Source organism: Promicromonospora sp. NPDC059942 (assembly GCF_042731755.1).
Lineage (GTDB): Bacteria > Actinomycetota > Actinomycetes > Actinomycetales > Cellulomonadaceae > Promicromonospora.
In genome coordinates this window covers 117,843-144,184 of the sequence record NZ_JBHWLR010000013.1, presented here as the reverse complement: position 1 = coordinate 144,184, position 26,342 = coordinate 117,843, and the positions used below count along the sequence as shown (strand labels likewise).

At 71.7% G+C, this 26,342-nt stretch carries 25 protein-coding genes and 1 tRNA gene; 10 read left to right on the top strand and 16 right to left on the bottom strand.

The window, feature by feature from the left end; all coding sequences use genetic code 11:
• Positions 1-217 precede the first annotated feature (217 nt).
• Positions 218-1,459 (top strand): MFS transporter, encoded by a 1,242-nt coding sequence (locus tag ACFV9Q_RS20570; RefSeq protein WP_377235930.1) that lies wholly within the window; start codon positions 218-220, stop codon positions 1,457-1,459.
• Between the two features lie 173 nt (positions 1,460-1,632).
• Here the strand turns inward: ACFV9Q_RS20570 and ACFV9Q_RS20565 are convergent, their stop codons facing one another.
• Positions 1,633-2,967, bottom strand: coding sequence for a winged helix-turn-helix domain-containing protein (locus tag ACFV9Q_RS20565; protein WP_377235929.1), 1,335 nt, complete (start codon positions 2,965-2,967; stop codon positions 1,633-1,635).
• Between the two features lie 213 nt (positions 2,968-3,180).
• Between ACFV9Q_RS20565 and ACFV9Q_RS20560 the strand changes: the two genes are divergently transcribed.
• On the top strand, positions 3,181-4,047 hold the full coding sequence (locus ACFV9Q_RS20560) for a L,D-transpeptidase (RefSeq protein WP_377235928.1): 867 nt from the start codon (positions 3,181-3,183) through the stop codon (positions 4,045-4,047).
• Between the two features lie 13 nt (positions 4,048-4,060).
• Here ACFV9Q_RS20560 and ACFV9Q_RS20555 read toward each other — a convergent pair whose 3' ends face one another.
• From ACFV9Q_RS20555 to ACFV9Q_RS20535, 5 genes are all read right to left on the bottom strand, one after another.
• Complete coding sequence (locus ACFV9Q_RS20555; RefSeq protein ID WP_377235927.1) at positions 4,061-5,056, bottom strand: ABC transporter ATP-binding protein; 996 nt, start codon at positions 5,054-5,056, stop codon at positions 4,061-4,063.
• On the bottom strand, positions 5,056-6,006 hold the full coding sequence (locus tag ACFV9Q_RS20550) for an ABC transporter ATP-binding protein (RefSeq protein WP_377235926.1): 951 nt from the start codon (positions 6,004-6,006) through the stop codon (positions 5,056-5,058). Before ACFV9Q_RS20550 ends, ACFV9Q_RS20555 begins: the two co-directional genes overlap by 1 nt.
• Positions 6,006-6,944 carry an ABC transporter permease gene (locus tag ACFV9Q_RS20545; protein WP_377235925.1) on the bottom strand — a complete coding sequence of 313 codons (939 nt, stop codon included), beginning with the start codon at positions 6,942-6,944 and terminating at the stop codon, positions 6,006-6,008. The genes ACFV9Q_RS20550 and ACFV9Q_RS20545 overlap by 1 nt, the downstream gene beginning before the upstream one ends.
• 85 nt (positions 6,945-7,029) lie before the next feature.
• Positions 7,030-8,025, bottom strand: a complete 996-nt coding sequence (locus ACFV9Q_RS20540; RefSeq protein ID WP_377235924.1) for an ABC transporter permease — start codon at positions 8,023-8,025, stop codon at positions 7,030-7,032.
• Between the two features lie 3 nt (positions 8,026-8,028).
• Complete coding sequence (locus ACFV9Q_RS20535; RefSeq protein ID WP_377235923.1) at positions 8,029-9,798, bottom strand: ABC transporter substrate-binding protein; 1,770 nt, start codon at positions 9,796-9,798, stop codon at positions 8,029-8,031.
• 239 nt (positions 9,799-10,037) lie between these two features.
• Here ACFV9Q_RS20535 and ACFV9Q_RS20530 point away from each other — a divergent pair.
• Positions 10,038-10,110, top strand: a tRNA-Arg gene (locus ACFV9Q_RS20530).
• A 1-nt stretch (position 10,111) separates the two neighbouring features.
• Here ACFV9Q_RS20530 and ACFV9Q_RS20525 read toward each other — a convergent pair.
• Positions 10,112-11,365 carry an MFS transporter gene (locus tag ACFV9Q_RS20525; protein ID WP_377235922.1) on the bottom strand — a complete coding sequence of 418 codons (1,254 nt, stop codon included), beginning with the start codon at positions 11,363-11,365 and terminating at the stop codon, positions 10,112-10,114.
• A 60-nt stretch (positions 11,366-11,425) separates the two neighbouring features.
• The gene (locus tag ACFV9Q_RS20520) at positions 11,426-12,322 is read right to left on the bottom strand and encodes an aldo/keto reductase (RefSeq protein WP_377235921.1); all 897 of its coding nucleotides are present in this window, start codon (positions 12,320-12,322) and stop codon (positions 11,426-11,428) included.
• 158 nt (positions 12,323-12,480) lie between these two features.
• Here ACFV9Q_RS20520 and ACFV9Q_RS20515 point away from each other — a divergent pair, with 158 nt between their 5' ends.
• Entirely contained in the window at positions 12,481-12,930 is a 450-nt protein-coding gene (locus tag ACFV9Q_RS20515) for a MarR family winged helix-turn-helix transcriptional regulator (protein WP_377235920.1), read from the top strand.
• Between the two features lie 135 nt (positions 12,931-13,065).
• On the opposite strand, the gene ehuA is transcribed toward ACFV9Q_RS20515, so the two are convergent.
• The 4 genes from ehuA to ACFV9Q_RS20495 are packed head-to-tail and all read right to left on the bottom strand — an operon-like array spanning position 13,066 to position 16,148.
• Positions 13,066-13,845, bottom strand: a complete 780-nt coding sequence (gene ehuA / locus ACFV9Q_RS20510) for an ectoine/hydroxyectoine ABC transporter ATP-binding protein EhuA (protein WP_377230017.1) — start codon at positions 13,843-13,845, stop codon at positions 13,066-13,068.
• Positions 13,838-14,479: an ectoine/hydroxyectoine ABC transporter permease subunit EhuD gene (gene ehuD / locus ACFV9Q_RS20505; protein WP_377235919.1), complete on the bottom strand. Its 642-nt coding sequence runs from the start codon at positions 14,477-14,479 to the stop codon at positions 13,838-13,840. The genes ehuA and ehuD overlap by 8 nt, the downstream gene beginning before the upstream one ends.
• Positions 14,476-15,198 carry an ectoine/hydroxyectoine ABC transporter permease subunit EhuC gene (gene ehuC / locus ACFV9Q_RS20500; RefSeq protein ID WP_377235918.1) on the bottom strand — a complete coding sequence of 241 codons (723 nt, stop codon included), beginning with the start codon at positions 15,196-15,198 and terminating at the stop codon, positions 14,476-14,478. The genes ehuD and ehuC overlap by 4 nt, the downstream gene beginning before the upstream one ends.
• A gap of 20 nt (positions 15,199-15,218) precedes the next feature.
• On the bottom strand, positions 15,219-16,148 hold the full coding sequence (locus tag ACFV9Q_RS20495) for a transporter substrate-binding domain-containing protein (RefSeq protein ID WP_377235917.1): 930 nt from the start codon (positions 16,146-16,148) through the stop codon (positions 15,219-15,221).
• 238 nt (positions 16,149-16,386) lie between these two features.
• Here ACFV9Q_RS20495 and ACFV9Q_RS20490 point away from each other — a divergent pair, with 238 nt between their 5' ends.
• Positions 16,387-17,154: a GntR family transcriptional regulator gene (locus ACFV9Q_RS20490; RefSeq protein WP_377235916.1), complete on the top strand. Its 768-nt coding sequence runs from the start codon at positions 16,387-16,389 to the stop codon at positions 17,152-17,154.
• Positions 17,155-17,160: 6 nt separating this feature from the next.
• Here the strand turns inward: ACFV9Q_RS20490 and ACFV9Q_RS20485 are convergent, their stop codons facing one another.
• Complete coding sequence (locus tag ACFV9Q_RS20485) at positions 17,161-18,390, bottom strand: ROK family protein (RefSeq protein WP_377235915.1); 1,230 nt, start codon at positions 18,388-18,390, stop codon at positions 17,161-17,163.
• Positions 18,391-18,480: 90 nt separating this feature from the next.
• Here ACFV9Q_RS20485 and xylA point away from each other — a divergent pair, with 90 nt between their 5' ends.
• Positions 18,481-19,635 carry a xylose isomerase gene (gene xylA / locus ACFV9Q_RS20480; RefSeq protein WP_377235914.1) on the top strand — a complete coding sequence of 385 codons (1,155 nt, stop codon included), beginning with the start codon at positions 18,481-18,483 and terminating at the stop codon, positions 19,633-19,635.
• Positions 19,636-19,772: 137 nt separating this feature from the next.
• Positions 19,773-21,254: a xylulokinase gene (gene xylB / locus ACFV9Q_RS20475; protein ID WP_377235913.1), complete on the top strand. Its 1,482-nt coding sequence runs from the start codon at positions 19,773-19,775 to the stop codon at positions 21,252-21,254.
• Positions 21,255-21,284: 30 nt separating this feature from the next.
• Here xylB and ACFV9Q_RS20470 read toward each other — a convergent pair whose 3' ends face one another.
• The 3 genes from ACFV9Q_RS20470 to ACFV9Q_RS20460 are packed head-to-tail and all read right to left on the bottom strand — an operon-like array spanning position 21,285 to position 23,244.
• Positions 21,285-21,800, bottom strand: a complete 516-nt coding sequence (locus tag ACFV9Q_RS20470) for a dihydrofolate reductase (protein ID WP_377232085.1) — start codon at positions 21,798-21,800, stop codon at positions 21,285-21,287.
• Entirely contained in the window at positions 21,800-22,603 is an 804-nt protein-coding gene (locus ACFV9Q_RS20465) for a thymidylate synthase (protein ID WP_377235912.1), read from the bottom strand. The genes ACFV9Q_RS20470 and ACFV9Q_RS20465 overlap by 1 nt, the downstream gene beginning before the upstream one ends.
• Before the next feature lie 53 nt (positions 22,604-22,656).
• On the bottom strand, positions 22,657-23,244 hold the full coding sequence (locus ACFV9Q_RS20460; RefSeq protein WP_377235911.1) for a hypothetical protein: 588 nt from the start codon (positions 23,242-23,244) through the stop codon (positions 22,657-22,659).
• A 190-nt stretch (positions 23,245-23,434) separates the two neighbouring features.
• Between ACFV9Q_RS20460 and ACFV9Q_RS20455 the strand changes: the two genes are divergently transcribed.
• The 3 genes from ACFV9Q_RS20455 (at position 23,435) to rocD (ending at position 26,327) form a co-directional block, all read left to right on the top strand.
• Positions 23,435-23,914 carry an OsmC family protein gene (locus ACFV9Q_RS20455; protein WP_377235910.1) on the top strand — a complete coding sequence of 160 codons (480 nt, stop codon included), beginning with the start codon at positions 23,435-23,437 and terminating at the stop codon, positions 23,912-23,914.
• A 1-nt stretch (position 23,915) separates the two neighbouring features.
• Positions 23,916-24,695: a hypothetical protein gene (locus ACFV9Q_RS20450; RefSeq protein WP_377235909.1), complete on the top strand. Its 780-nt coding sequence runs from the start codon at positions 23,916-23,918 to the stop codon at positions 24,693-24,695.
• Between the two features lie 84 nt (positions 24,696-24,779).
• Positions 24,780-26,327, top strand: a complete 1,548-nt coding sequence (rocD, locus tag ACFV9Q_RS20445; RefSeq protein WP_377235908.1) for an ornithine--oxo-acid transaminase — start codon at positions 24,780-24,782, stop codon at positions 26,325-26,327.
• Positions 26,328-26,342 lie beyond the last annotated feature (15 nt).

Sequence of the window (26,342 nt, the reverse complement as noted above, 5' to 3'; positions counted from 1 at the left end):
GCGCACCGTCTTGTGAGAGTCTGCACCTGTTCCAGGCGGACGTCAACACCGACTCGGACGATCGTCCAGGTTGCGGCAAACAGGTCACAAGAACGTTGTCGAGGTGCAAGTTTTCGCCTCGCTCAGGGCCCTCTCAACCGCGACATATCGCCGTTCCGGGGCCCTTCGGTCGGACCCGGAAAAAAGCCTGGACGGCGCCTCCTAGACTCGAACGTTTGTGAGCGCACTCGTCGAGGCAGTCTTCCCCCGCCGGCTGGGCCGGCCGTTCCGCTGGCTCGTCTCGGCGTCGTGGACCAGCAACATCGGCGACGGCATCGCGCTCGCCGCCGGACCCCTGCTGGTCGCGTCACAGACCGACTCCGCCTTCCTCGTCGCCCTCGCCGCGATGCTCCAGCGGCTGCCGTGGCTCCTGTTCGGCCTCTGGGCCGGGGCGCTGGCCGACCGGCTGGACCGGCGCCGGGTCGTCATCGTCGCCAACGCGTTCCGAGCCCTGGTCATCGCCGTCCTGTGCGTCTTCATCGGGACCGGCACCGTGAGCATCGGCATGGTGCTCGCCGCGATGTTCCTCTACGGCACCGCCGAGGTCTTCGCGGACACCACCCAGCAGACGCTCCTGCCCACCCTCGTGGCGCCCGCCGACCTCGGCGCGGGCAACCAGCGCATGCAGGCCGGGTTCCTCGGCGCGAACCAGCTCATCGGCCCGCCGCTGGGCGCGTTCTTCTTCGCCGCGGGCATGGTCTGGCCGTTCGCGATCCAGGTGGTCTGCGCGGCCCTGGCGATCGTGCTCGTCTCCCGCATCACGGCCCTGCCCGGCGTGTCGTTCGTCAACGTGCGCGACGCCGACACCCACGTCCGCAAGGACATCGCCGAGGGCCTGCGCTGGGTCTGGGGCAACCCGCCCGTGCGCACGCTGTGCATCGTCATCCTGGTCTTCAACATCACCTGGGCCGCCCCGTGGGGCGTGCTCGTGAAGTACTCGCTGGACCACCTGCACATGAGTGAGGTCGGCTACGGCCTGCTCACCACGGCGAGCGCGGTGGGCGGCGTCGTCGGCGTCCTCTCGTACGGCTGGCTGGAGCGGCACGTGAACCTGGCGACGCTCATCCGCGTCTGCCTGACGCTGGAGGTGCTCACCCACGGGGCGTTCGCACTGACCACCACGGGCTGGGTCGCGATCGTCATCATGTTCGAGTTCGGCGTCTACGCCTTCGTCTGGGGCACGCTGTCCACCACGGTGCGGCAGCGCGCGGTGCCCAAGGCGTTCCAGGGCCGCGTCGCCTCCATCAACATGATCTGCGTGTTCGGCGGTCTCGTCCTCGGGCAGGGTATCGGCGGCCTCATCGCCGAGCACTGGGGCCTCGTCGCCCCGTGGTGGTTCGCGTGCGCCGGCGCCGGGATCACCCTCGCGCTGGTCTGGCGGTCCCTGGGCAACGTGGCACACGCCCAGGCCACGGACTAGCGAACCGGCCTGTCCCCACTCCCCTTTGAGGCCCGGGTTTCTTGTCTTTGGACGGCTCCAAAGACAAGAAACCCGGGCCTCAAAGGTGATCACCTGGGCAGCCAGGGCGACACCGGCAGCCCGGGCGACGCCGGCTGCTCGGACGACGCCGGGCCGACGGCGCCGCCGCGAGCTCAGCGGGCCTTCACGATCGGGATCGAGCCCGTCTCCGTGAACTCGCGCATGCGCTTGCCCACCGTCGACCGGCTGACGCCGACCTCCTCCGCGATCTCGCGGTACGTGCGGCCCTTGGTCCGCAGGTCGATCATGCGCTCGGCGTCCTGCGTGCCGAGCTGGGTGTTCCGACGCGGCGCCCGACGGCGGGGAATCCCGTCCCGGACGTTGGCCGTGGCGCGGGCCGCGGCCTCGGCGGGCTCCACGGGCGCCTCCGCAGCGGCCCGGCCGGCGTCGTCGCCGTCGGTCGCCGCCTGGTCGAAGATCCCGTCCGGCTGCGGGGCGCGCTCCCGCACCTCGTCGCGCGGTGCCGCCAGATTGGCGTAGGCAGGCCGGCGCTCCGCACCGTCCTGGACGCCGGCACCAGCACCAGCACCAGCACCAGCACCGGCACCGGCACCAGCACCAGCACCGTCCCAGGCGCCCGCACCAGGAACAGCCTCCGGCTCGACGTCGCCGCGGGGCTCCCCGGCGAACTCGGCGGCCACCGCGTCCGCGGCCCAGCGCTCGTAGTCGAGCACCCCGACCTCGGAACTCGCGCCACCGGCACGGCCGTCCACCGGCTCGTCGACGAGAATGCCGGTCAGCCGCTGCCGGTCGGCCAGGTGCAGGCGGGCGACGTCGGCGGTCCCGTCGCCCACGGCCGCGAGCGCCTCGCACCAGGCGGCGACCTGCGCCCGCATCTCGGTGGGCGGCACGGTGCGCAGCGCCACGGAGCGGGCCCGACGGCGGCCGGCCTCGGCGCGGGCGAGCCGACGGCGGGCGGTGCGCGACCCGTCGTTCAGGCTCTGTGCCCGGAACAGGTCCTCGGTGGTGAGGAACAGGGCGTGCATGCGGGCGGACTGCCGCAGCGCGGACCAGGACGTGCCGGTGGCCAGGTGCCGGTCGCCGATGAGGGCGAGGTGCCACATGAGCGCGGCGAGCAGGGGCACGACGAACCGGAACACGACGGCGCCCACGGGGTGGCCGATGTAGGCCTCGTGCCAGGCGGCGAAGACGCCGGAGGCGGACGAGAGTGCCCAGGTCAGGGCGAGCAGGGTGCCGCCGGGCCGGTTGTCGCGGGCGGCCTCGCGGGCCAGGAGGGCGACGGTCACCAGCGAGAGCTCGAAGACGCCGGCGGTCGCGTAGGCGGTGCCCTGGCTCATGGCGAGCACGTCGATGCCGAACTGGACCATCGCCAGGTACGCGGACCCGGTCGAGATGAGGGCGACGGACACCGCGCCCGTGAGCACCAGGTTGCGGGAACGGCGCGTGGGAACGGTCGTGACGGGGAACGCCCGGTCGGCGGGGGCCACGGTGATCTCTCCTTCGTCAGGTGCCTGTCGGACTGGATCCCGCGGCGGAGCCGAACAACAGTTCGGACGGCGATGCGGGCGGGCACGAAGATATCGGACAACTGTGACAACCCGGTATCGTCGACGGCTCGGCTGCGTGCGCGGCTCGCACGGGGCACGATGGGCACGCCGCCTGGACCAGGCGGGTGGCACGGACGCACGGGGAGACAACGCATGTCGCAGAGGGCCTGGATCTGGGTGGCCGGGGTCGTGGTGGCCGCGCTCGTCGGCACGGCGGCCTGGTTCGGGCTGCGGGCCGGCATCGACCCGGCCGAGGCCGCGCCGTCGGCGAGCCCGTCGCCGTCCGCCAGCCCCACGCCTGAGCCGACGCCGAAGCCCGCCGGCTACTCGCTCGCCGCCCTGCCCCGGCCGGACATCGACGGGCTGCTCCCGGCCGAGCTGCCCGTGACCAAGCTGGACACGCTCAAGGGGCTGCCGGGTTCGGTCGCCGAGCCGAGGAAGGCCCGGATCCCGGTCTGGGCGGCGCCCGACGTGACGGAGGCGCCGGTGCTCGCCCTGGAGGCCGACTACTACGACGCCGACGCCCGCTGGCTCGTGCTGGAGCGCGAGCCGGGCTGGGTCAAGGTGCTCGTCCCTTACGGGCGCGGAGCGCTCCCGTCGGACGACCCGGACCGGGTCAACGGCGTCTCGGGCTGGCTGCGCGGGGGCGACGTCGTGCTGGAGAAGGAGCGGCGCTCGGTGGTGGTCGACCTGTCGGACCGCACCGTGACCGTCACGCACGACGACGGCTCCCGGGACGTGCTCCCGGCGGGCGTCGGCGCGGCCGAGACGCCGACGCCGCGCGGCCTCACCCAGGTCTTCACCGTCACGGAGGCGGTGAACACCGGGATGTCGGTGTTCCTGTCGATGCAGAGCGAGTCCCTCGACGGCTTCTACGGCACCGACTACGCCGCCACCGCGCTGCACGTGGGCGAGGGTCAGGGCCAGTCGGTCAGCAACGGCTGCATCCGGCTGGCGAGCGGGGACTTCGAGCGCCTCGCCGGCCTCGACCCGGGTGTACCGGTCCTGGTCCGGGGCTAGCGAGGCGTCCGGGTCATCCCGCCGGGCACTCCTCGTCCGCCGCCTTGCGGAAGCACCCCACGAAGTGGCCGGGCGCGTGCTCGACCAGCCCGAGGTCGTCGGCCGTGCCGCTCGCCGAGCCCGCCTCGGCCTCGTCGCCCAGCGACCGCCCCTGGGCCGCGAGCGCCTCGTGGTAAAGGCACCGCCCGGCCAGGCGCGCGCTGCGCTGCGACTCCTCGGCCTCGACCTCCTCCCACGTGCGGTCCAGGTGCGGCACCGAGGCCAGCAGGTCGCGCGTGTAGGGGTGCAGCGGGTCGTCGAAGACGGCGCTGGTGACGCCGCGCTCCACGACGCGCCCCTTGTAGAGGATGACCACCCGGTCGGAGACGTAGTTGCCGAGCGAGAGGTCGTGCGTGACGAACAGGATCCCGAGGCCACGCGACTTGAGCTCGCCCAGCAGGTTGAGCACGTCGATGCGGGTCGACGCGTCGAGCATCGAGATGATCTCGTCGGCCACGAGCAGCTCGATGTCGAGCAGCAGGGCCCGCGCGATGAGGAGCCGCTGGAGCTGCCCGCCGGAGAGCTGGTGCGGGAACTTGCCGAGGATGTCGCCGGGTTCGAGCGTGACAGCCCCCAGGGCCTCCTCCAGCTTCTCCCGCCAGGCAGCGCCGGACACCCGGGGGAAGTACGAGCGCCGCAGCGTCTCGAACGTCCGGTCCACCTTGAAGATCGGGTTGAACGAGCTGAACGGGTCCTGGAACACGCCCTGGACCTTGCGGTAGTAGTCGCGACGGCCCCGGTACCCGAGCCGGGTGACGTCGCGGCCGTCGAACGTGATGCTGCCGCCCGTGGAGTCGAGCAGGTGGAGCACCATCTTGCCGATGGTCGACTTGCCGCTGCCGGACTCCCCGATGAGCGAGACCACCTCGCCCCGCTGCACGTCGAGGCTGACGTGCCGCACGGCGTGCAGGTCGGAGGTGCCGAAGGTGCCGGTCTTGTAGACCTTGTCGAGCGCGTCGAGCGTCAGCATCAGCTCACCGCCCAGCACGCGACCTGGTGCCCCTCGGCGACCTCGCGGAAGGGCGGGGCCTCGGCGCACCGGTCGTGCGCCAGCGGGCAGCGGTCGCGGAACCGGCAGCCGGTCGGCGGGTCGAGGAGCGACGGCGGCCGCCCCTCGATGCCCTCCAGCCGCTGCTCCTCGTACCGGTCGCCCACCTTGGGCAGCGCCCCGATGAGCATCTTCGTGTACGGGTGCAGGGGCTCGTCGATGATCGTCCGGGCCGGCGCCTTCTCGGCGAGGTGCCCGGCGTACATCACCAGGATCGTGTCGGCGACCTGGAACAGCACGGAGATGTCGTGCGTGATCACGATCATGGACCGGACGAACCCGTGGTCGCGGAACTCGACGAGCGCCCGGGCGACGGCCTTCTGCGAGGACACGTCGAGCGCGGACGTCACCTCGTCGCCGATGAGCAGCGACGGGTTGAGCAGCGTGGACAGCACGAGCACCACGCGCTGCTTCATGCCGCCGGACAGCTCGATCGGGTACCGCTTCAGCACGTCGGTGTCGAGGCCGACGAGCTCCAGACGCCGCTCGAGCTCCGGCAGCACCTCCGCGTAGCGCACGTTGTGCGCCGCGAGGAGGTCACGGATCATCCGGCCGATCTTGCGGGTCGGGTTCATCGCCGACATCGCGTACTGCGGGATGAGGGACACCTCGCGGTAGCGGTGGCGGCGCATCGCGCCGTCGTCGGCGATGGGGAGCTTCTCCCCGTCGAGGGCGACGGTGCCGCCCACGTGCTCCATGCGGGTGTCGAGGCGGATCAGAGCCTTGCCGAGCGTCGTCTTGCCGCAGCCGGACTCGCCGGCGATGCCCATGATCTCGCCGTCGGCCACCTCGAAGCTGACGCCGTCGAGGGCCTTCACGGGGCCGCGCAGGGTGCGGTAGTGGACCCTCAGGTCGGTCACGGAAAGGGTCATCACATCTCCCGCAGCTTGGGGTTGAAGACCTCGTCGAGGCCCACGTTCATGATGTAGAGCGAGCCCACGATGAGCGTGATCCCCAGCCCCGGCGGGATGAACCACCACCACAGCCCCAGATGGAGCGCGCTCCACTGCACGGCCTGGTTCATCATCAGGCCGAGCGACATGGCGTTGGTGGGTCCGAGCCCGATGAAGTCGAGCGACGCCGCCGTCAGGATGGACCCGCCGAACAGCAGCACGAACGTCATGAACAGGTAGGAGTACATGTTGGGCGCCACCTCGCGCCGCAGGATCGTGCCCACCCCCACGCCGGACAGCCGCGCCAGGTCGATGAAGTCCCGCGAGCGCAGCGACAGGGTCTGCGCCCGCACCGCGCGGGCCACCCACGGCCAGCTGAAGACGCCGATGTACAGCGCCTGCATCGGCACGCTGCGCACGCCCAGGTAGGCGTTGATGATGATGAGCACCACGAAGCCGGGGATCACCAGCACCACGTTGGTCAGCATGTTCAGCAGCTCGTCGATCAGGCCGCCGCGGTAGCCCGCGACGAACCCGATGGTCATCCCGATGACGGCGGCCACCCCGCCGCCCAGCAGGCCCACGAGGAACGTGGACCGCAGGCCGGCGACGAACTGCGCGAAGACGTCCTGCCCGAACGTCGTCGTGCCGAACGGGAAGTCCGTGGACGGCGGGGCCATGGGCGGCCCCGCGTAGTCCATCGGCGCGAACTTGAGGAACAGCGGCCCGAGCAGCCCCAGCAGCAGGAACGCGAGCACCACCACCGAGCCGATCACGACCTTGGGGTTGCGCAGCGCGAAGTACAGCGTCTCGCGTGCGTCTCCCCCGGGCTTGCGGGCGGCCGACGGCGCCGGGGTCGCCCCGGGCGGTTCGGCCGCCTCGGTCCCCGGTGCCGCGGCCGGTTGTGTCGCCGTCATACTCCGCTCCTTCCGCATGAGCCTGCGGCTCCGTTCCGCGCGGGTGCCTCGTTCCTCGGCCCCCACGCTCCTCTGCCCCTCCGGCTCATGCGGTGGCCCCCGTCAGTCCGGTCCGCGTGCGGGGGTCCACCAGCACGTAGACGATGTCGATCACGAAGTTGGCCAGGAGCACGCCGATCACCACGAACAGCAGGGTGCCCTGCAGCAGGAAGAAGTCCTGGTTCTGGATGGCGGACAGCACGAGCTTGCCCAGGCCCGGGTAGGCGAACACGATCTCGGTCACCAGGGCACCGCCCAGGATGGTGCCGAGCTGCAGCGCCAGGCCCGTGATCTGCGGCAGCATCGCGTTGCGGAACGCGTACTGCCGCACGAGCCGCTTGGGCGCGCCGAGCGCGGACAGGTAGTTCGCGTAGTCGGACTCGAGCTCGTAGATGATCAGGTTGCGCATGCCGATCGCCCAGCCGCCCAGCGACACGAGGAACAGCGACAGGAACGGCAGCACCCAGTGCTGCAGCAGGTCGCCGGCGAACGCCCACGACCACTGCGGCACCATCCCGAAGTCGTAGCCGCCCGCCACGGGGAACCAGCCGAGCGCGACGCCGAGGCCCCACGCGAGCAGGATCGCCAGCCACATGTACGGCATCGCCGTGATCAGGTAGCCGACGGGCAGGGCCACGTTGTCGAGCCACCGGCTGCGCGCCGCCATGGCCCCCACGGTGTTGCCGATCACGAAGCTCAACAGGATCGCGGGGATCATGATGCCCAGCGTGTAGGGCACCGCGTCGAGCACCACCTGGCTCACGGGCGCGGGGAACAGCCACACGCTCGTGCCCAGGTCACCGCGGAACAGCGCGGCCCAGTAGTTCAGGTACTGCTGCCAGAGCGGCAGGTCGAGCCCGAACGTCCGCTCGTAGTACGCGGTCATGGCCGCGATCGTCTCGGGGTGCTGGACGGCGGCGCGCGCCACCATCCGCTGGACCGGATCCCCCGGCATGAGCCGGGGGATCAGCCAGTTCAGCGTGACCGCGACGACGAACGTCAGGCCGTAGATCACGGTCTTGCGAGCGAGATAGCCGCGCATACGTCAGGAGGCCGGCTCGAGGGCGAGCAGCGTGTTGATGCCACCCATCTGCACGTACCCGTTCCACATGATCGGGAAGTACGCGTCCTCGCGGCCCTCCTTGGGCCAGTTGGTCCACTGCGACTCGTTGTACTGCGCCCACGCGCCGTTGTACCAGAGCGGGATCGCCGGCAGGTCGGTCATGAACTTCTCCTGGACCTTCGACAGCGTCTCGGAGAACTCGGGCGTGCCGCTCTCGGTGCGCGAGAGGTCCTCGACGAGGTCCCACGCCTCCTTGTCCTCGTAGCGGCCGAAGTTGCCCGCCAGCATCTGCTCCTGGATCGGCTGGTAGAACGCGTAGTTGTAGTAGGTCCACGGCGTGTTGCTCACGCCCGCGTTGCCGTTGATGACCAGGTCGAAGTCGCCGGTGGCCCGCGCGTCGTCGACGGCGCCCGCGTCGGGGAAGTCGGCGGTCACCTTGATGCCGACGGCGGAGGCGTCCTCCGCGATGACGCGCGCGGCCTCCATCCAGTCGGTCCAGCCCGCGGGGACGATCAGCTTCAGGTCGATCGCCTCGCCGTCCGGCGTCTCGACGAACCCGTCACCGTCGGTGTCCTCGTAGCCGGCGTCGGCCAGGATCGACTTGGCCTCGTCCGCGTCGAAGGTGAAGCCGTACTCGGCCACGACGTCCTCGTCGTAGTACTCCTCGAACGCCGGCACCAGGCCCGACGGGTGCGCCTTCGCCACGAGGCCGCCGTAGGCGTTCGTCACGATCTTGTCCACGTCGATCGAGCGCGCCAGGGCCTGCCGGAAGTCGACGTCGTCCATCGGCGGGCGCGTCTGGTTCGGGATCAGGTTGGCCGACGCCGCCGCCAGCATGTACGGCTCACCCTCGTAGTACGTGCTGACCTGGCCGGTGTCGACGAGCTGGTTGACGCCGGGCAGGAAGTTGTTGCTCAGGTCGAGGCCGCCGGACAGCATCAGGCCGAGCGCCACCTCGTTGGAGGTGTTCACGACGTCGACGATGTACTTCATCGGCATCTCGAGGCCGAGCTCGCCGCGGGCCCACCAGTCGTCGTTGCGCTCCCAGACCATGCGGTCCTGGGCGACGGCGGAGAACTTGAACGCGCCCGAGCCGATCGGGTCCTCGTTCGGGTTGGACAGCAGCTCCTCGTCCGACCAGTCGCCCATGATGTGCTCCGGGACGACCATCGTGCTGTAGAGCCAGTTGTCCCACTCCTGGTAGCGGGGGTCGGAGAACGTGAACTTCACCGTGGTGGGGCTGGTCGCCTCGACCTTGTCGAGCCAGGTCCACAGGTTGCTGTACGGCACGGCGTCGACCTTGCCGAGCTCGGTGGTGAAGACGACGTCGTCGGCGTCGAGCGTCTCGCCGTCCTGCCAGGTCAGGCCCTCGCGGAGCGTGAGCTCATAGGTCTTGTCGCCGGTCCACTCGCCGCCCTCGGCGAGCCAGGGCGTCAGCTCGAGGGTGATCGGGTCGAACTGGAACAGCGGCTCGTAGAGCAGGCCGCGCGCACCGGTGGCGTGCCCGGAGCTGGGGATCGGGTTCCACGACGTGGGCGGGCCCCACTGGGTGCCGCTCGTGAAGAGCGTCTCCTCGCGCGGGTACTCGGCCACGAGGGCGTTGGCCGAGTCCATGCCCTCCGCGGACGCGTACGGGTTGGACGTCGTGGGTGCGCTCCCACCGCCACCGGAACAGCCGGCGAGCAGCACGCCGGCGACCGTGGCCGCCGCCAGGGCCACCACGCCCCGGGACCTGGTCTGTCGAAGGAACATCGTCGATCCTCTCCGCCCGCACGGCCGTCGTGCGGACCAGGCGCGTCGTCGCGCCGGGTTGCTGAGCATCGTTGTGGGTCGGAGAGGGATTGGTCAAGGTTTGTCACCTATGTTGCGCAATTGACACCTACGCCCGACCCGGGCGCTTAGCGCGCCGGGCCGGGCGGCCGGTAGGCTGTGTGGCGCGGTCCGGGCTTCACCCGGCCGCCGCACGCGCATCTCCTCCCGGAGAGACGCGGGCGCCTGTAGCTCAGTGGATAGAGCACCGCTCTCCTAAAGCGGGTGTCGGCAGTTCGAGTCTGCCCAGGCGCACCTACTCGACGAGCTGCCCGGCGGGTACCGCCGGGCGCTCCTCGCCCACGGCCTCGCGGCGTGCCGCCGCGCGCTCGCCGCGCTCCCCGCCCCGGACCAGCGCGGCCACCACCATGACCGCCAGCCCGGCGAGGGTCACGACGGCACCCGCCCACAGCGGCGACGTGTAGCCGAGCCCGGCGGCGAGCGTCAGCCCGCCCACCCATGCGCCCAGCGCGTTCCCGACGTTGAACGCCGCGATGTTCGCGCCCGAGGCGAGCGTGGGCGCGGCCGACGCGTGCCGCATGACCCGCATCTGCAGCCCCGGCACGGTCGCGAAGCCGACGGCGCCCATCAGCACCAGGCTGATCATGGTCGCGACCTGGCTGGTGGCGGTCAGCGCGAAGACCGTCAGGACCACGGTGAGCAGCACCAGCAGGGTGAGCAGGGTGGCCCCGAGGTTCTTGTCCGCGGCCTTGCCGCCCACGAGGTTGCCCACGAACAGGCCCGCCCCGAACAGGATCAGCAGCCACGGCACCGTCGAGCTCGCGAACCCGCTGACCTCGGTGAGCGTGAACGCGATGTAGGTGAAGGCGCCGAACATGCCGCCGTAGCCGAGCACCGTCACGGCGATGGACAGCCACACCTGCGGGGCGCGGAAGGCCGCGAGCTCGCCGCGCAGGCCGGGGCCGGGCTGCCCGCTCGGCCCCGCGACGCCGTCCGGCACCCCGACCCGGGCCGGGACCAGGAGCGCGATGCCCACGAAGGCGAGCACGCCGATGCCGGTGATCGCCCAGAAGGTCGAGCGCCAGCCGGCGGCCTGGCCGAGCAGGGTGCCGAAGGGCACGCCGAGCACGTTGGCGACGGTCAGGCCGGCGAACATGATCGAGATGGCGGCGGCGCGCCGCTCGCGGGCGACCAGGTCGGCCGCGACGACCGCGCCGATGCCGAAGAACGCGCCGTGGCACAGCGCCGCGACGACCCGGCCGAGCATCATCAGCTCGTAGGTGGGCGCGATCGCGGACACCAGGTTGCCCGCGATGAACAGGATCATCAGGCCGAGCAGGGCCTTCTTGCGGTCCACCTTGGTGAGGGCCGCCGTGAGGGCGACCGCGCCGACCGCGACGGACAGCGCGTAGCCGGAGATGAGGTATCCGGCGACGGTCTCGGTGACGCCGAAGTCGGCCGAGACCTCGGGCAGCAGGCCCATGATCACGAACTCGGTGAGGCCGATCCCGAAACCCCCGATGGCGAGGGCCCAGAGGGCGACAGGCATGACAGTGCTCCTTGAGGTGCGGGTGGTGCGGGGTGGCCGGCTCGTGCCGGCGGGGGGTCGTCAGCCGTCGAAGCGGTCCGGGTGCGGGCCGGTGCGGCCGTCCCGGTCCAGGGCGTCGATCGCCGCGACCTGCTCGGCGGTGAGCTCGAACCCGAGCACGTCGAGGTTCGACGCGATGCGGGCCGGCGTGACCGACTTGGGGATCACGACGGTGCCGTGCTGCAGGTGCCAGCGCAGCACCACCTGCGCGGCGGAGACGCCGTGCGCCCGGGCGGCGTCGGTCACGGGGGCGGCGTCGAGCACGGCGCCCTGCGCGAGCGGGCTCCACGCCTCGGTGACGATGCCGAGACCCGCGTGGTGGGCGCGCAGCTCGCGCTGCTGGAGGGCCGGGTGCAGCTCCACCTGGTTGACGACGGGACGCACGCCGGTGGCCGCGACGAGCGCGTCCAGGTGCGCGGGCTGGAAGTTGGAGACGCCGATCTCGCGGACCAGACCGGCCTCGCGCGCCTCGATCAGGCCCTCCCAGGCGGTGACGTACTGCCCGCGGCCCGGCGCGGGCCAGTGGATCAGGTACAGGTCGAGGGCGTCGAGGCCGAGCAGCTCCAGGCTGCGCTCCAGCGCGGGTCGGACGGCGTCGCGCGCCATCGAGTCGGTCCACAGCTTGCTGGTGACGAACAGGTCGTCGCGGGCCAGCCCGGACTCCGCGAGGGCGCGGCCCACACCCGCCTCGTTGCCGTAGACGGCGGCGGTGTCGACGCTCCGGTAGCCGGCCTCGAGCGCGTGGCCGACGGCGCGGGTGGTCTCGGCGTCGGGCACCTGGAAGACGCCGAACCCGACCTGCGGCATGGTCGCGCCCGCGTGGGCGGCGTTCGGCAGCGCGACGGCGGGGGTCTCTGCGGCGGGGGTCTCTGCGGTGGAGGCAGCCGCGGTGGCGCGGGTCTCGACGGGGCATGACATGAGGGCTCCTAGCTGTTCTCCGAACAGTGCCCGCTGTGCGTACGCGGACACCTGGCGGACGCGTTTAGTTGCACGCGCCTCCTAGATAGTTGCACGCGCGCACTAGTTGCACAAGCGCTATAGTTGGAGACCGGAATCACGCCCGACGAGGAGGGCCCATGGGAATCGCCGACGACGCCGTCGAGATCCGTGCCCAGGGCTGGCGAACGCTCGCCGCACTGCACGGCATGATCGACACCGCGCTCGAACGCGCGCTGCAGGCCGAGCACGGCCTGTCCGTCGTGGAGTACACGGTGCTGGACGCGCTGTCCCGGCAGGACGGCTGGCACATGCGCATGCAGCAGCTCGGCCGCGCGACCGCGCTCTCGCCGAGCGCCACGACGCGCCTGGTCAACCGCCTGGAGGACCGCGCGCTGCTCACGCGCGTCCTGTGCCAGGACGACCGCCGCGGCATCTACACCGAGCTCACCGCGGCCGGCGAGAAGCTGCTGCTCGCCGCGCGCCCCACGCACGACCGCGCGCTGCACGAGGCGCTGCAGGAGGCGGAGCAGGTGCCGGAGCTGGCCGTGCTCGTGGGCACGCTCGGCGGCGTGGGCGCGGGAGTCTAAACCGGCCGGGAGACGACCGAACGACTGACTCGCGACGCGCACCGCGCCGAGTCAGTCGTCCGGTCGGACCACCCCGCTGACTCGGCCCACCAGAGGTGGCGAGTCAGCGGGGTGGCGAGTCAGGCGGGTGGTTCGTCAGAGGACCGCGCGGAGGAACTCCTGGGTCCGCTCGTTCTCCGGCGACGTGAAGATCGTCTCCGGGTCGGCCTCCTCGATGATCTTGCCGCCGTCGAACATCAGCACCCGGTTGGAGACCTCCCGGGCGAACTGCATCTCGTGCGTCACGATCAGCATGGTGATGTCCGTGGTCTCGGCGATGTTCCGGAGCACCCCCAGCACGTCGGCGACGAGCTCCGGGTCCAGCGCGGAGGTCACCTCGTCCAGGAGCAGGATCTCCGGCTCCATGGCCAGGGCCCGCGCGATGGCGACCCGCTGCTGCTGCCCGCCGGAGAGCTGGGTGCACCGGGCGTCGCGCTTGTCGGCCAGCCCCACCTTGTCCAGCAGGTCCTCGGCCCGGGCGACCGCCTGGGCGCGGGAGATGCCGAGCACGTGGACGGGCGCCTCGATGATGTTCTCCAGCACCGACATGTTCGGGAACAGGTTGAACTGCTGGAACACCATCCCGACGCGGCGCCGCACCAGGCTGCGCCGCTTCTCCGAGATCGCGACGCGCCTGCCGCCACGGATCTCGTGCGTGTACGGCTGCCCGTCCACGAGGATCAGGCCGTCGTTCGCCTCCTCCAGCGTCATGAGCAGGCGCAGGATCGTGGTCTTGCCGGAGCCCGACGGTCCGATCAGCGTGACCCGGTCGCCCTTGGCGACCGTGAAGTCCAGGCCGTCGAGCACCACGTTGTCCCCGAAGCGCTTGCCCACGCCCTGGAACTCGATGGCAGGGGTGAGGTCGTTGTCAGGCAAGGCGGTTCTCCATTCGGCGGACGAGCAGCGAGGTCGGGTAGCTCACCAGCAGGAAGAGCAGGCCGGCCAGCGTGATCGCCTCGATGTAGCGGAAGTTCGCGCCGCCGTAGGCCTGGGCGGCGGCGTACATCTCGACCACGTAGATGAAGGCCAGGAACGGCGTCTCCTTGAACATCGAGATCGCGTAGTTCCCCAGGCCGGGCAGCGTGTTCCGGATCGCCTGCGGCAGGATCACCGCACGCCAGGTGCGGCTCCTCGGCAGGTCGAGGGCGACCGCCGCCTCCCACTGGCCACCCGGCACCGCGTCGATGCCGGCCCGGTAGACCTCCGACATGTACGTGGCGTAGTGGATGCCGAGCACCACGCAGCCGACGGCGAGCGACGGGAACTGCGTGAACATCAGGTTGGCGAACACGAGCTGCACCAGCAGCGGCGTCGACCGGATGAACTCGACCAGGAAACCCACCGGCATCGTGACGGCGCGGACGCGGGACCGGCGCACGACGGCGACCACGAGCCCCAGGACCGCGGCGATGATCATGCCCACGACGGTCGCCAGGACCGTGATGCCCAGGCCCTTGATCAGGTCGGGGAACACCGCGGCGGCGTGGTCCCAGCTCCAGAAGTCGTTCATGAGCGCACCTCCGTCCCTGCGGTCCTCGCGGGGGTCAGACGCAGGATCTCGCGCAGCGACGGTCCCTGACCGACCTTGTTCTTGGCGCGGGCCTCGAGCGCGTTCATGATCAGCGTCAGCGCGTAGGCGAACACGAAGTAGAGCAGCAGGCCCACCGTGTAGGCGAAGACCGTGTCCGTCGTGCCCTTGCGCAGCTCCCCGATGAAGAAGTTGAGGTCGTGCAGCGTGATGTAGGCCGCCAGGGCCGAACCCTTGACGAGCTGGATCAGCAGGTTGGTGAACATGGGCATCATCAGCGGCCAGGCCTGCGGCAGGATCACACGGCGCAGCCGGTGCACACCACCCAGGTCGAGCGCCGTGGCCGCCTCCCACTGACCGGTGGGCACGGAGTTGATCGAGCCGCGCACCACCTCGGCGGCATAGGCGCCGTAGTTGAGGCCGAGCGCGAGGATGCCGCAGGCCAGCGGGTCGAGCTCCACGTAGAACGGCGGGAGCGGCAGCACGTAGTACAGCCAGAAGATCTGCACCACGAGCGAGGTGCCGCGGAAGAACTCCACGACCACCCGGGACGGCACCCGCGCCCAGCTGGTCCGGGCCCGAGAGCCCAGCCCCAGGATGAACGCGATGATCAGCGCGAGTGCCGCACCGGCGATCGTGAGCTCGAGAGTGACGAGAATTCCTTCGCCGAGCTGCGGGAGCAGATCGACGAGTTCTTGCATGTTGTCGGACACGTGCCGGGTCAGCCGTCCAGGCCGAGCTCCGGGGCCAGGTCCTTGGCCAGCGACTCGAGGTCGCCCTCACAGAGCTTGTCGGCGGTCAGGCCCTCGACGGGACGCTCGGCGGCGGTGAAGCCGAACGGGCCTGCGATCTCCAGCCAGCGGTCCTCGTCGGAGACGATCTCGGCGAGCTTCTCGTTGTAGGCGTCGCGGAGGTCCTCCTCCCCCTTCGGGAAGACCGTGGCGCCCGCACCGATCTGCGGCACGCCGTCGATCACCGCGACGAAGGAGTCGGTGACCTCGACGTCGGCGTTCGAACGGGCCACCAACGCGTTGAGCGAGATGGCGGTCAGCGCCGACGCGTCGGCGCGGCCCGAGGTGACCGCGTCGAGCGCGTCCTGCGGCGAGCCGACCTTGACGGTCTCGATCCCGAGGGACTTGGTGTAACCCTCCTCGATGGCGCCGCTGAGCACGGCGAGCTTCACGCCGGCGTCCTTGGCGGACTGCATGTCCGTCAGGCCGTCGGGGTTGCCCTTCGGCGTCAGGAACGCCGTCGTGTACATGATCTCGGGCTCGGAGAAGATGGCCTCCGAGCAACGCTCGGGGAGGATCGACATCCCCGCGCTCACGGCGTCGTACCGGCCCGCGGTCAGGCCGGGGATGAGCGAGTTCCACTCCGTCTGCACGCCGTCGACGGTGTCGATGCCGAGCTCGCCGAAGATCGCCTCGTTCAGCTTGATGGTGGCTCCGGTCAGCTCGCCGCCGTCCTCGTAGGAGTACGGCTCCTCGCCGTTGAACGCCACGGTGATGGCGCCGTCGTCCTGGAGCTGCTGCAGGGCGCCACCGGCATCCTCCGGGGCTGTCGACGTGCACGCGCCCAGCGCGACCAGGGTGAGTACGGACCCTGCGGCGAGGACGGCTCGGCGGAGCGGGCGGACGCTTGATCTAGACATGGTTCCCTTCACGCCACCCGACAGATTTGGCAAAGGCCGGGTGGGCTGGAGTTCACGGACGACTCGCCACCGTAGCGGGCTGACGACGTTCAGACAATCTAGCGTTCGACATTAGGATTGTCTACAATCTGCAAGTTCACCCGGCCGGCGCCACCCCTGCTACCGCCGTGGCCACCCAGATGTCCGCGCAGCGGCGATGATGGTCGTCATCGACGTTGCGCTCACGGAAGGAGCACTGATGTCCCACCCGCCACGGGCCTCCCTGGCGACCGCGCCGTCCTTCTCGCGTGTGACGCGTCCCTCGACCGTCGACCTGATCCAGACCGAGCTGCGCAACGCGGTGTACGCGGGCGTGCTCGCCGTCGGCTCGCCGATCCGCGAGGTCGAGGTCGCGACCCAGCTCGGCGTGAGCCGCGGCCCCCTGCGGGAGGCCGCCCAGCGCCTGGTCCAGGAGGGTCTGCTGGTCGCCACACCGGGGCGCGGCATGCGCGTGGCGACCATCTCCCGGGAGCGGCTCCCGGCCCTCTACGAGGCGCGCAAGTCGGTGGAGATCACCGCGGCGCGCCTGCTCGTCCGGTCGGGGGACGACGCCGCCCTGGCGACCGTGCGCCGCGCCCACGACGAGCTCGTGGACGCCAACCGGACGGGCGACGCGCGCCGCGTCGGGGGCGCCGACCTGAACCTGCACTGGGCGCTCGTCGCCGCGACGGGCAACCCGTGGCTCACCCGCTGGATGACCACGCTCATCGTCGAGGTGCGGATGGCCACGTTCTCCGTGAGCGACGAGTACGTGGTGCGCAAGGACACGGCCGACGCGCACGCGGTGATCGTCGAGCGCCTGGAGGCGCGGGACGAGGACGGCCTGGTCACGGTCATCACCGAGATGCTCGACGGCGCCGTCGCGCGGCTGCTGGGGCGCGAGGCCGAGCCCGTCGAGACGCTGGAGGAGCCCGCCGACGCACCGGCGATCACGCTCGGCCCGATCGACGCGCCCGACGAGATGTAGCCGGCGTCAGACCCAGGCCGCCGGGTCCGCGAGCACCGCGCGCAGCACCTCGCGCGCGCCGCCCGTGAGCGCGGCCTGCGGGCCGGCCTGGGCCGCCCGCACCTCCAGGTCCACGAACGGCGCCGCGAGCACGCGGTCGGCGAGCACGGCCTCGACGTCGGCCCGGAGCCACGGCAGCAGCTCGGTGTAGGCGCCGCCCAGCACGATGGTGGACACGTCGAGCAGGTTGACGAAGTCCGCGAGCGCCGAGCCGAGGGCCCGGCCGGCGGGCAGGGCTGCGCCGCCTGTTCCGGCGCCCACGGCGGCGTCCTGCCCGGTGAGCAGGGCGACGAGCGCGGCGAGGGGCGCGTCCGGCGGCAGGCCCGCCGCGCGCATCATCGCCTCCTTGCCGGCGTACTGCTCCAGGCAGCCGAACGCGCCGCAGGAGCAGCGCGGCCCGGCGGGGTCGACGACAACGTGCCCGATCTCGCCGTTCCAGCCCCGCTCCCCCAGGAAGAGCGCCCGGTCGACGACGATGGCGGCGCCGATGCCGACGTCGCCCGAGACGAAGATGAACGAGTCCGGCGCCGCGACGTCGGAGCCGCCGGCGAGCTCCGCGAGCGCCGCGAGCTTGGCCTCGTTGGCGATGCGGACGGGCAGCTCGCCGAGGCCGAGCAGCGGGACCGGGTCGAGCGAGGACCAACCCAGGTTGGGCGCGACCTCCAGGAGGCCGGTGCGCGGGTCGACCAGGCCGGGCAGGGCGAGCCGCGCGCCGGCGACCGTCATGCCGGCGGCGGTGACGCCGTCGGACACCTCACGGGCGAGCTCGCCGAGCTGCCGCAGCACCACGGCCGGGTCGCTGTCGTGGAGCGCGCCGGGGACCACGCGGTCGACCACGACGTCCCCGGTGAGATCGAGCACACGCACGCCGAGGTAGTCGACGTTCACCTCGAGCCCGAGGCCCACGACGGACCGCGGCGCCGGGACGAGCGGGACCGCGGGCCGTCCCGCACGCCCGCCGGTCACGGCGGGCAGCTCGCGCACCAGCCGGGCGGCGACGAGCTGGTCCACCAGCGTGGACACCGTGGCGCGGGCCAGACCGGTCGCGGCTGCCACTCCCGCGCGTGAGAGTGGTTCCGGCACCTCGAACACGGCGCGGGCGACGAGCTCCAGGTTGTGCTCGCGCAAGGAGTGCTGGCGGGCCGCGGCGGAGCCCGTCCGCGTCGTGGTCTCGTGTGCGGTCCCGGCGGTGGTCACGCCTTGACTGTAGCCGAGCCTCGCGTAATAGTTCATCCGTACAACAAATGCGGCGCCGCATGCCGGGGCCGCCCTCGATGAGGAGACCCCGTGAGCGACATCAAGTACTCGTTCGGCCTGTGGACCGTCGGCTGGCCTGCCGCCGACCCGTTCGGCACGGCGACCCGCCCCGAGCTGGACCCGGCCGAGTCGGTCCGCAAGCTCGCCGACCTCGGTGCCTGGGGCTTCACGTTCCACGACAACGACGTCTACCCCTTCGGCTCGGACGACGCCGAGCGCCAGAAGCACATCGACTCCGTCAAGAAGGCCTCCGCCGACACCGGCCTGGTCTGCGAGATGGTCACCACCAACACGTTCACGCACCCCGTCTTCAAGGACGGCGCGTTCACCTCCAACAACCGCGACGTGCGCCGCTTCGGCCTGCGCAAGGTGCTGCGCAACGTGGACCTGGCCGCCGACATGGGCGCGTCCACGTTCGTCATGTGGGGTGGCCGCGAGGGCACCGAGTACGACAACTCGAAGGACCTCAACGCCGCGCACGCGCGCTACGCCGAGGGCATCGACACCGTCGCCTCGTACATCAAGGAGAAGGGCTACGGGCTCAAGATCGCCCTGGAGCCCAAGCCCAACGAGCCGCGCGGCGACATCTTCCTGCCGACGATCGGCCACGCCATCGCGCTGATCGACTCGCTCGACAACGCCGACATCGTGGGCCTCAACCCCGAGGTGGGCCACGAGCAGATGGCCGGCCTGAACTACACGCACGGCATCGCCCTGGCGCTGCACGTCGGCAAGCTGTTCCACATCGACCTGAACGGTCAGCACGGGCCCAAGTACGACCAGGACCTCGTGTTCGGTCACGGCGACCTGCTCTCCGCGTTCTTCACGGTGGACCTGCTGGAGAACGGCTTCCCGAACGGCGGCCCCCGCTACGAGGGCCCGCGCCACTTCGACTACAAGCCCTCGCGCACCGAGTACCTCGACGGCGTGTGGGAGTCGGCCGCGGCCAACATGAAGACCTACGACCTGCTCGCCGCCAAGGCGAAGCAGTACCGCGAGGACCCCGAGGTCCAGGCCGCCTTCAAGCACGCCGGGATCTTCGAGCTGGGCGAGTCCACGCTGGCCGAGGGCGAGTCGTTCGACTCCTTCCTCGCCGAGGCCGACCCCGACGTCGACGCCCTGGCCGAGCGCGACTACGGCCTGGTCCGCCTCCACCAGCTCGCGCTGAACCACCTGATCGGCTGATCAACCCCTCGTTGAGTGCTGGCTATTTGTTGCCCTGACCCGGGAAAACCAACAGATAGCCAGCACTCAACGTGTGCTGTGCGGCGCGCGGTAGCGTGTCTGTCGCCTCTTCCCACGAACCACCCCCTGGAGCACCGATGCCCCTCGTCGCCGGTGTGGACACGTCCACGCAGTCCTGCAAGATCGTCGTGCGCGACGCCGAGACCGGCGCGCTGGTCCGGACCGGTTCCGCCAAGCACCCCGACGGCACGGAGGTGGACCCGCGGCACTGGTGGGACGCCTTCCAGGAGGCAGCCGCCGCCGCGGGCGGTTTGGCCGACGTCGCCGCGATCTCCGTGGGCGGCCAGCAGCACGGCATGGTCACGCTCGACGCCGACGGCAACGTCGTCCGCCCGGCGCTGCTCTGGAACGACACCCGTTCCGCGCCGTCGGCCGAGGCCCTGATCACCGAGCTGGGCGACGGCGACCGCGCGACGGGCGCCCAGGCCTGGGCCGACGCCGTCGGCTCCGTGCTCGTCGCCTCCCTCACCGTCACCAAGCTGCGCTGGCTGCACGACAACGAGCCGGACAACGCGGCGCGCGTCGCCGCCGTCGCGCTCCCCCACGACTGGCTGTCCTGGCGCATCGCGGGCTACGGCCCCGCAGGCGACCCGACGGCGCCCCTGGGGCCGCAGCTCGACAAGCTGTTCACGGACCGCTCGGACGCCTCGGGCACCGGGTACTACGACGCCGCCGTCGGCGAGTACCGCCCCGACCTGCTGGAACGCGCCCTGGGCCGCACCGACGTGGTGCTGCCGCGCGTCGTGGGCGCGGCCGAGGCCGGCGCCGTCGCACACCCGGACGTCGCGGGTTCCGCGGTCGACGGCGGGGCCCTGATCGGGCCCGGCGCGGGCGACAACGCGGGCGCGTCCATCGGGCTCGGCATGACGCCGGGCGACATCGCCATCTCGATCGGCACGTCGGGCGTCGTCTCGGCCGTCGCCCCGAAGCGCACCGCCGACGGTTCCGGCGCGATCAACGGCTTCGCCGACGCGACCGGCAACGCCCTCATGCTCGCCGTCACGCTCAACGCGGCGCGCGTGCTCGACGCCGCCCGCGAGGTGCTCGGCGTCGACTTCGACGAGCTGGCCGACCTCGCGCTGCAGGCCCCGCCCGGCTCGGACGGCCTCGTGCTCGTGCCGTACCTGGAGGGTGAGCGCACGCCCAACCGGCCCGACGCGACGGGCACGCTGCACGGCATCCGCCTGGCGACGTCGACCCGCCCCCACCTGGCCCGCGCCTACATCGAGGGCATGCTGTGCGGGCTCGCGGACGGCCTCGACGCGCTGCGGGCGCAGGGCGTCTCGGTGGAGCGCGTGATGCTGATCGGCGGGGCGGCCCAGTCCCCCGCCGTGCAGCAGATCGCCCCGCAGGTCTTCGGGCTCCCCATCGGCATCCCCGAGCCGGGCGAGTACGTGGCCGACGGCGCCGCCCGTCAGGCGGCGTGGACGCTGGCGGCCTCGGGCGGGTCGGACGACGTCGCGCCCCCCGCCTGGTCGACGACGATCGCGACCACGCTGGCGGCCGACCCGAAGCCGGTCGTGCGCGAGCAGTACGCGGCGGTGCGCGACCTGGTCTGACCTGCGGCGCGAACCTACCGCCGCGCGGCGCTACGCCGCGCGGCGGTAGGTCAGGTGCCGGAACCGCAGCCCGGAGGACGACGTCGTCCAGTCCGTCGCTGAGGCGACCGCCCACTCCGGGCCGATCTCCGGGGCGTAGACGTCGCCCTCGACCTCCGTGTTGATCTCGCTGACCTCCAGGACGTCGGCGACGGGCATCGCCTCGTGGTAGACCTGCGACCCGCCCATCACCCAGATCTCGTCCCCGCCCGGTGCGTCGGCGGCGACCGTGAGGGCCTCGCCGAGCGTCCCGGCCGCGACGACGCCGTCGGCGGCGTCCGGCACCCCGCGGGAGCCGCGCGACGAGACCACGATGTTGGTCCGGCCCGGCAGCGGGCGCTTGGGCAGCGACTCCCAGGTGAGCCGGCCCATCACCACGGGGTGCCCCGCCGTGGTCCGCTTGAAGTGCGCGAAGTCCTCCGGCACGTGCCACGGGATGTCGCCGCCCGCGCCGATGACGGGCCGGCCTGCGGCGTCGCGCGCCTGTCCCCAGATGAGCCCGATCATCAGACGGCGATCGGGGCCTTGATGGTGGGGTGCGACACGTAGTCGAGCACCTCGACGTCCTCGTACTCGTACTCGAAGATCGAGTCGCGCGGGGCCAGCCGCAGCGACGGGTACGGGTACGGGTCGCGCGCGAGCTGCGTCTCGACCTGCTCCACGTGGTTGTCGTAGATGTGCACGTCGCCGCCGGTCCACACGAACTCGCCGACCTCGAGCCCGGTCTGCGCCGCGACCATGTGCGTGAGCAGCGCGTACGAAGCGATGTTGAACGGGACGCCGAGGAAAAGGTCGGCCGAGCGCTGGTAGAGCTGGCAGCTCAGCTTGCCGTCGGCCACGTAGAACTGGAACAGGGCGTGGCACGGCGGCAGGGCCATGTCGTCCACCTCGGCCGGGTTCCACGCCGTGACGATGTGCCGCCGCGAGTCCGGATTGGTGCGGATCTGCTCGACGACCTTGGCGATCTGGTCCACATGCCCGCCGTCGGGCGTGGGCCAGGATCGCCACTGGACGCCGTACACAGGGCCGAGATCACCATATTCGTCGGCCCACTCATCCCAGATCTTGACGCCGTGCTTCTGAAGCCAGCGCACGTTGGAGTCGCCGCGCAGGAACCACAGCAGCTCGTACACGACCGACTTGAGGTGCACGCGCTTGGTGGTGATCAGCGGGAACCCCTGCGCCAGGTCGTACCGGATCTGCCGCCCGAACACGCTGCGGGTGCCCGTGCCGGTCCGGTCGCCCTTGCGGGTCCCGGTGGCGAGCACGTCGCGGAGCAGGCCCTCGTACGGGGTGTCGATCTCGGTCATGGGGGCAAGCCAAGCCTACGTCGGCGCCCCGGGCAAGCCGCGGCCTGCCGCCGTCAGCCCTGCTTGGCCCGGAGCTCCTTGAGGTGGGCCCCGCGCCGGCGGTACAGCACGGTCATCGTCACGATCACGAGCGCCACGACGCCGCCGGCCACCGCACCCCACGCCGACCCGCCGCGGAACGCTGGACCGTTCACGTCGAGGATCCGCTCGCCGGCGTGCGCCGCCGCCGACGTGCCCAGGACGATGCCGAGGGTCATCAGGTTCGGCACCGCGAACACCACCGCCAGCGCGAGCAGCCCGCTGCGCACCTGCCAGGACCGCCGGGTGAGCACCGCCTGCGCGAGGAACAGCACCGGGAGCAGCGTGAACACGGCGCCGACCAGCAGCCCCCACCACGCGCCCGCGGCGAACGACCCGTCCACGGCGTTGCCGATCACCTGCGCCCACCAGCGCGGCAGGAAGGCGTCGAGGAACAGGTAGATCAGCCACACGGCCAGGATCACGCCCGCCACGCCGAGCAGCCGCTTGCCGATGTCCCGCCAGTCCGGCGTCCACCGGCTCTTCCCGCCGTCCGGCGTCGTGCTCCCGCTGTCCGACGCCGGGCCGGGCGCCGCCGGCGTGCCGCTCACGTTCTCCCCCATCGCAGAATCGTCGCAGCGCAGGGGCCTGTCTGCGCGGCGAACGGGCCGGTCCGCGCGGCCGGCGGGCCGGGCCGCGCGCGCGAACGGGAACGTCGCGGGCGCCGTCCGCGTTGACCACGAGGCCGACCGACCGGGACCCGCAGCGCCCAGCTCCGTGACCGTGTCGGTGACCAGTGGAAGGATTACCCCCATGACGGAGCAGACCACGACCCCGGACGCCGCGCGCAGCGAGGACGCCGTGACCCCCTCGCCCACCGACCCGCTGTGGGTGGAGCGCAACGGCACGCGGACATACACGGGCTTCTCGGCCCGCGGTGCCCGCGTCGAGATCGGGCCGGCCAGCGCCGGCGCGGTGTTCACGCCGGGTGAGCTGCTGAAGATCGCGCTCGCGGCGTGCGCCGGGATGAGCAGCGACCGTGCGTTCTCGCGCCGTCTGGGTGACGACTACAAGACCACCATCCGGGTCGAGGACCCGAAGAACATGGCGGAGGACCGGTACCCGGTGCTCACCGAGAAGTTCGAGATCGACCTGTCCGCCCTCGACGACGAGGACCGGGCAAAGCTCCTGACGATCGCCCAGCGATCGATCGACAAGGCATGCACGGTGGGCCGCACGCTCAAGGCGGGCGCCCAGATCCCGGACGCGCAGTTCAACCAGCCGGAGGGCTGACATGACCGACGACAAGAAGCTGACCGCGGCCGAGTCCAACGGCCGGGCCACGCCGGGCGACGCCCTGGTCAAGCCGGACGACTCGCTGCAGGTCACCAAGGCGGACTGGCTCAACTACAAGCCGGACGGGCCGCTGGACCACCTGGTCGACCGGGCGGTGACCATTCCGTCGGCGACCATCCACAAGCATGTGGACAAGGTGCGCGCCAGGAACCCCGGCGCCTCGCCGGCGGAGATCATCCGGCTGCTGGAGAAGGAGTACCTGCGGGTCATCCAGACCACGGGCAGCGCGGTGGGCGCGGCAGCCGCCATCCCGGCGGTCGGCACGGCGGCGAGCGTCGCGCTGTCGACGAGCGACGTGGCGACGTTCTTCGCGTCGTCCGCGGCGTTCTCGCTCGCGGTGGCCGACGTGCACGGGATCGACGTGCAGGACGTCCCGCGCCGCCGGGCACTGCTGCTCGCCACGGTGCTCGGCGACAAGGGCGCCAAGGACGTCGAGGACGCCATCGGCGGGTCGGGCGTCGCCTGGGGCAAGGTGCTGCTCACGAGCATGCCGCGCGGCACGCTGCAGCGCGTGAACAAGGCGCTGACGCACCAGTTCATCAAGAAGCAGATCGCCAAGCAGGGCAGCCTGCTGCTCGGCCGCATCCTGCCGTTCGGCATCGGCGCCGTGGTCGGCCTGATCGGTGCCCGCGCGCTCGGCCACACCGTGATCGCGCAGTCGCGCGCCGCGTTCGGCCCCCCGCCGGAGCGGTTCCCCCGCGTCATCGAGCAGAAGTAGGCCGTCCCTGGACACTGGGCGGCCGGGTGTCAATATCCGCGACCGGACCGGCAGGATCAAGGGACCCGACCTAGGCTGCGGGTCATGGCGGACACGACGCACGGCGCACTCGCCCCGACGTACCACCCCCTGCCGGTCACGATCGCGCGGGCGCACGGTACACACGTATGGGACACCGACGGCAACGAGTTCCTCGACTTCCTGTCGGGGTACTCGGCCCTGAACTTCGGGCACCTGCACCAAGGACTGGTGGCAGCCGCGATGACGCAGCTGCGCCAGGTGACGCTCACGTCCCGTGCGTTCGACCACGACCGGCTCGAGGAGTTCGCCCAGCGGCTCGTCGAGGTCGTGGGGCCGCTGACGACCGGCGGCGAGGACAGCCTCGTGGTGCCGATGAACACCGGCGCCGAGGCCGTGGAGACCGCGATCAAGGCGGTCCGCAAGTGGGGCTACGACGTGCGCGGCGTGCCCGAGGACCAGGCGACGATCGTGGTCGCCGGCGGCAACTTCCACGGCCGCACCACCACGCTGGTCGGCCTGTCGGACGACCCGGCCGCCCGCGACGGGTTCGGCCCGTTCACCCCCGGTTTCGTGCGGGTGACCTTCGGCGACCTGGCCGCGGTGGCCGACGCCGTGGACGACACGACGGTGGCCGTGCTGATGGAGCCGGTGCAGGGCGAGGCCGGTGTCGTGGTGCCGCCGGACGACTTCTGGCCGGGCCTGCGCGCCCTCACCGCCGAGAAGAACATCGCGCTGGTCGCCGACGAGATCCAGTCCGGCCTCGGGCGCACCGGCACCACGCTGGCCTGCGAGCTCTGGGACGTGCGGCCGGACCTGGTCTGTCTGGGCAAGGCGCTGGGCGGCGGCATCGTCGCGGTCTCGGCCGTGGTCGGCAGGCCGGAGATCCTGGGCGTCCTGACGCCGGGTACCCACGGCTCGACGTTCGGCGGCAACCCGCTGGCCTGCGCGGTCGGCGTCGCGGCCCTCGACCTGCTCTCGACGGGGCAGTACCAGGCGCGCGCGGCGGCGTCGGGCAAGGTGCTCCAGGAGCGGCTCGACGCGCTCGTGGACCAGGGTCTGCTGACCGGGGCGCGCTGCGTGGGGCTCTGGGCGGGGATCGACGTCGACCCGTCGCTCGGCACGGGCCGCGAGCTGTGCGAGGCCCTGCTGGAGCGCGGCGTCCTCGCGAAGGACACGCACGACGCGACGATCCGCCTGTCGCCGCCGCTGTCGATCGTGCAGCCCGAGCTGGAGATGGCGCTGGACATCCTGGAGGAGTCGCTCGTGGCGCTGCGGGACGGCGGGCCCGGGGGCGGCCCGGGCGAGGGCTCCGACGACGGCGGCTCGGACGGCGAGGCCCAGGCGGAGGAGCCGGGCCAGGACACCGAGGAGCCGACGCCGGCCGAGGAGCCGGACACCGAGGCGCCGGCCACCGAACCGCCGGGAGCCGCCGAGAAGCCGGCCGCCGAACCGCCGTCCGACACCGACAAGGACGCGACCGAGACGGCCGAGGCCGTCGTCGAAACCACCCCGTCCACGGACACGGCAGACATCCCGGACGAGAAGCCGGAGGACAAGCCGGCCCCGCCGCGGAAGCGTCGCCGGTCCCGGCTGTCACCGGCCGCCGGCTGAGCGTAGGCTCCCGGG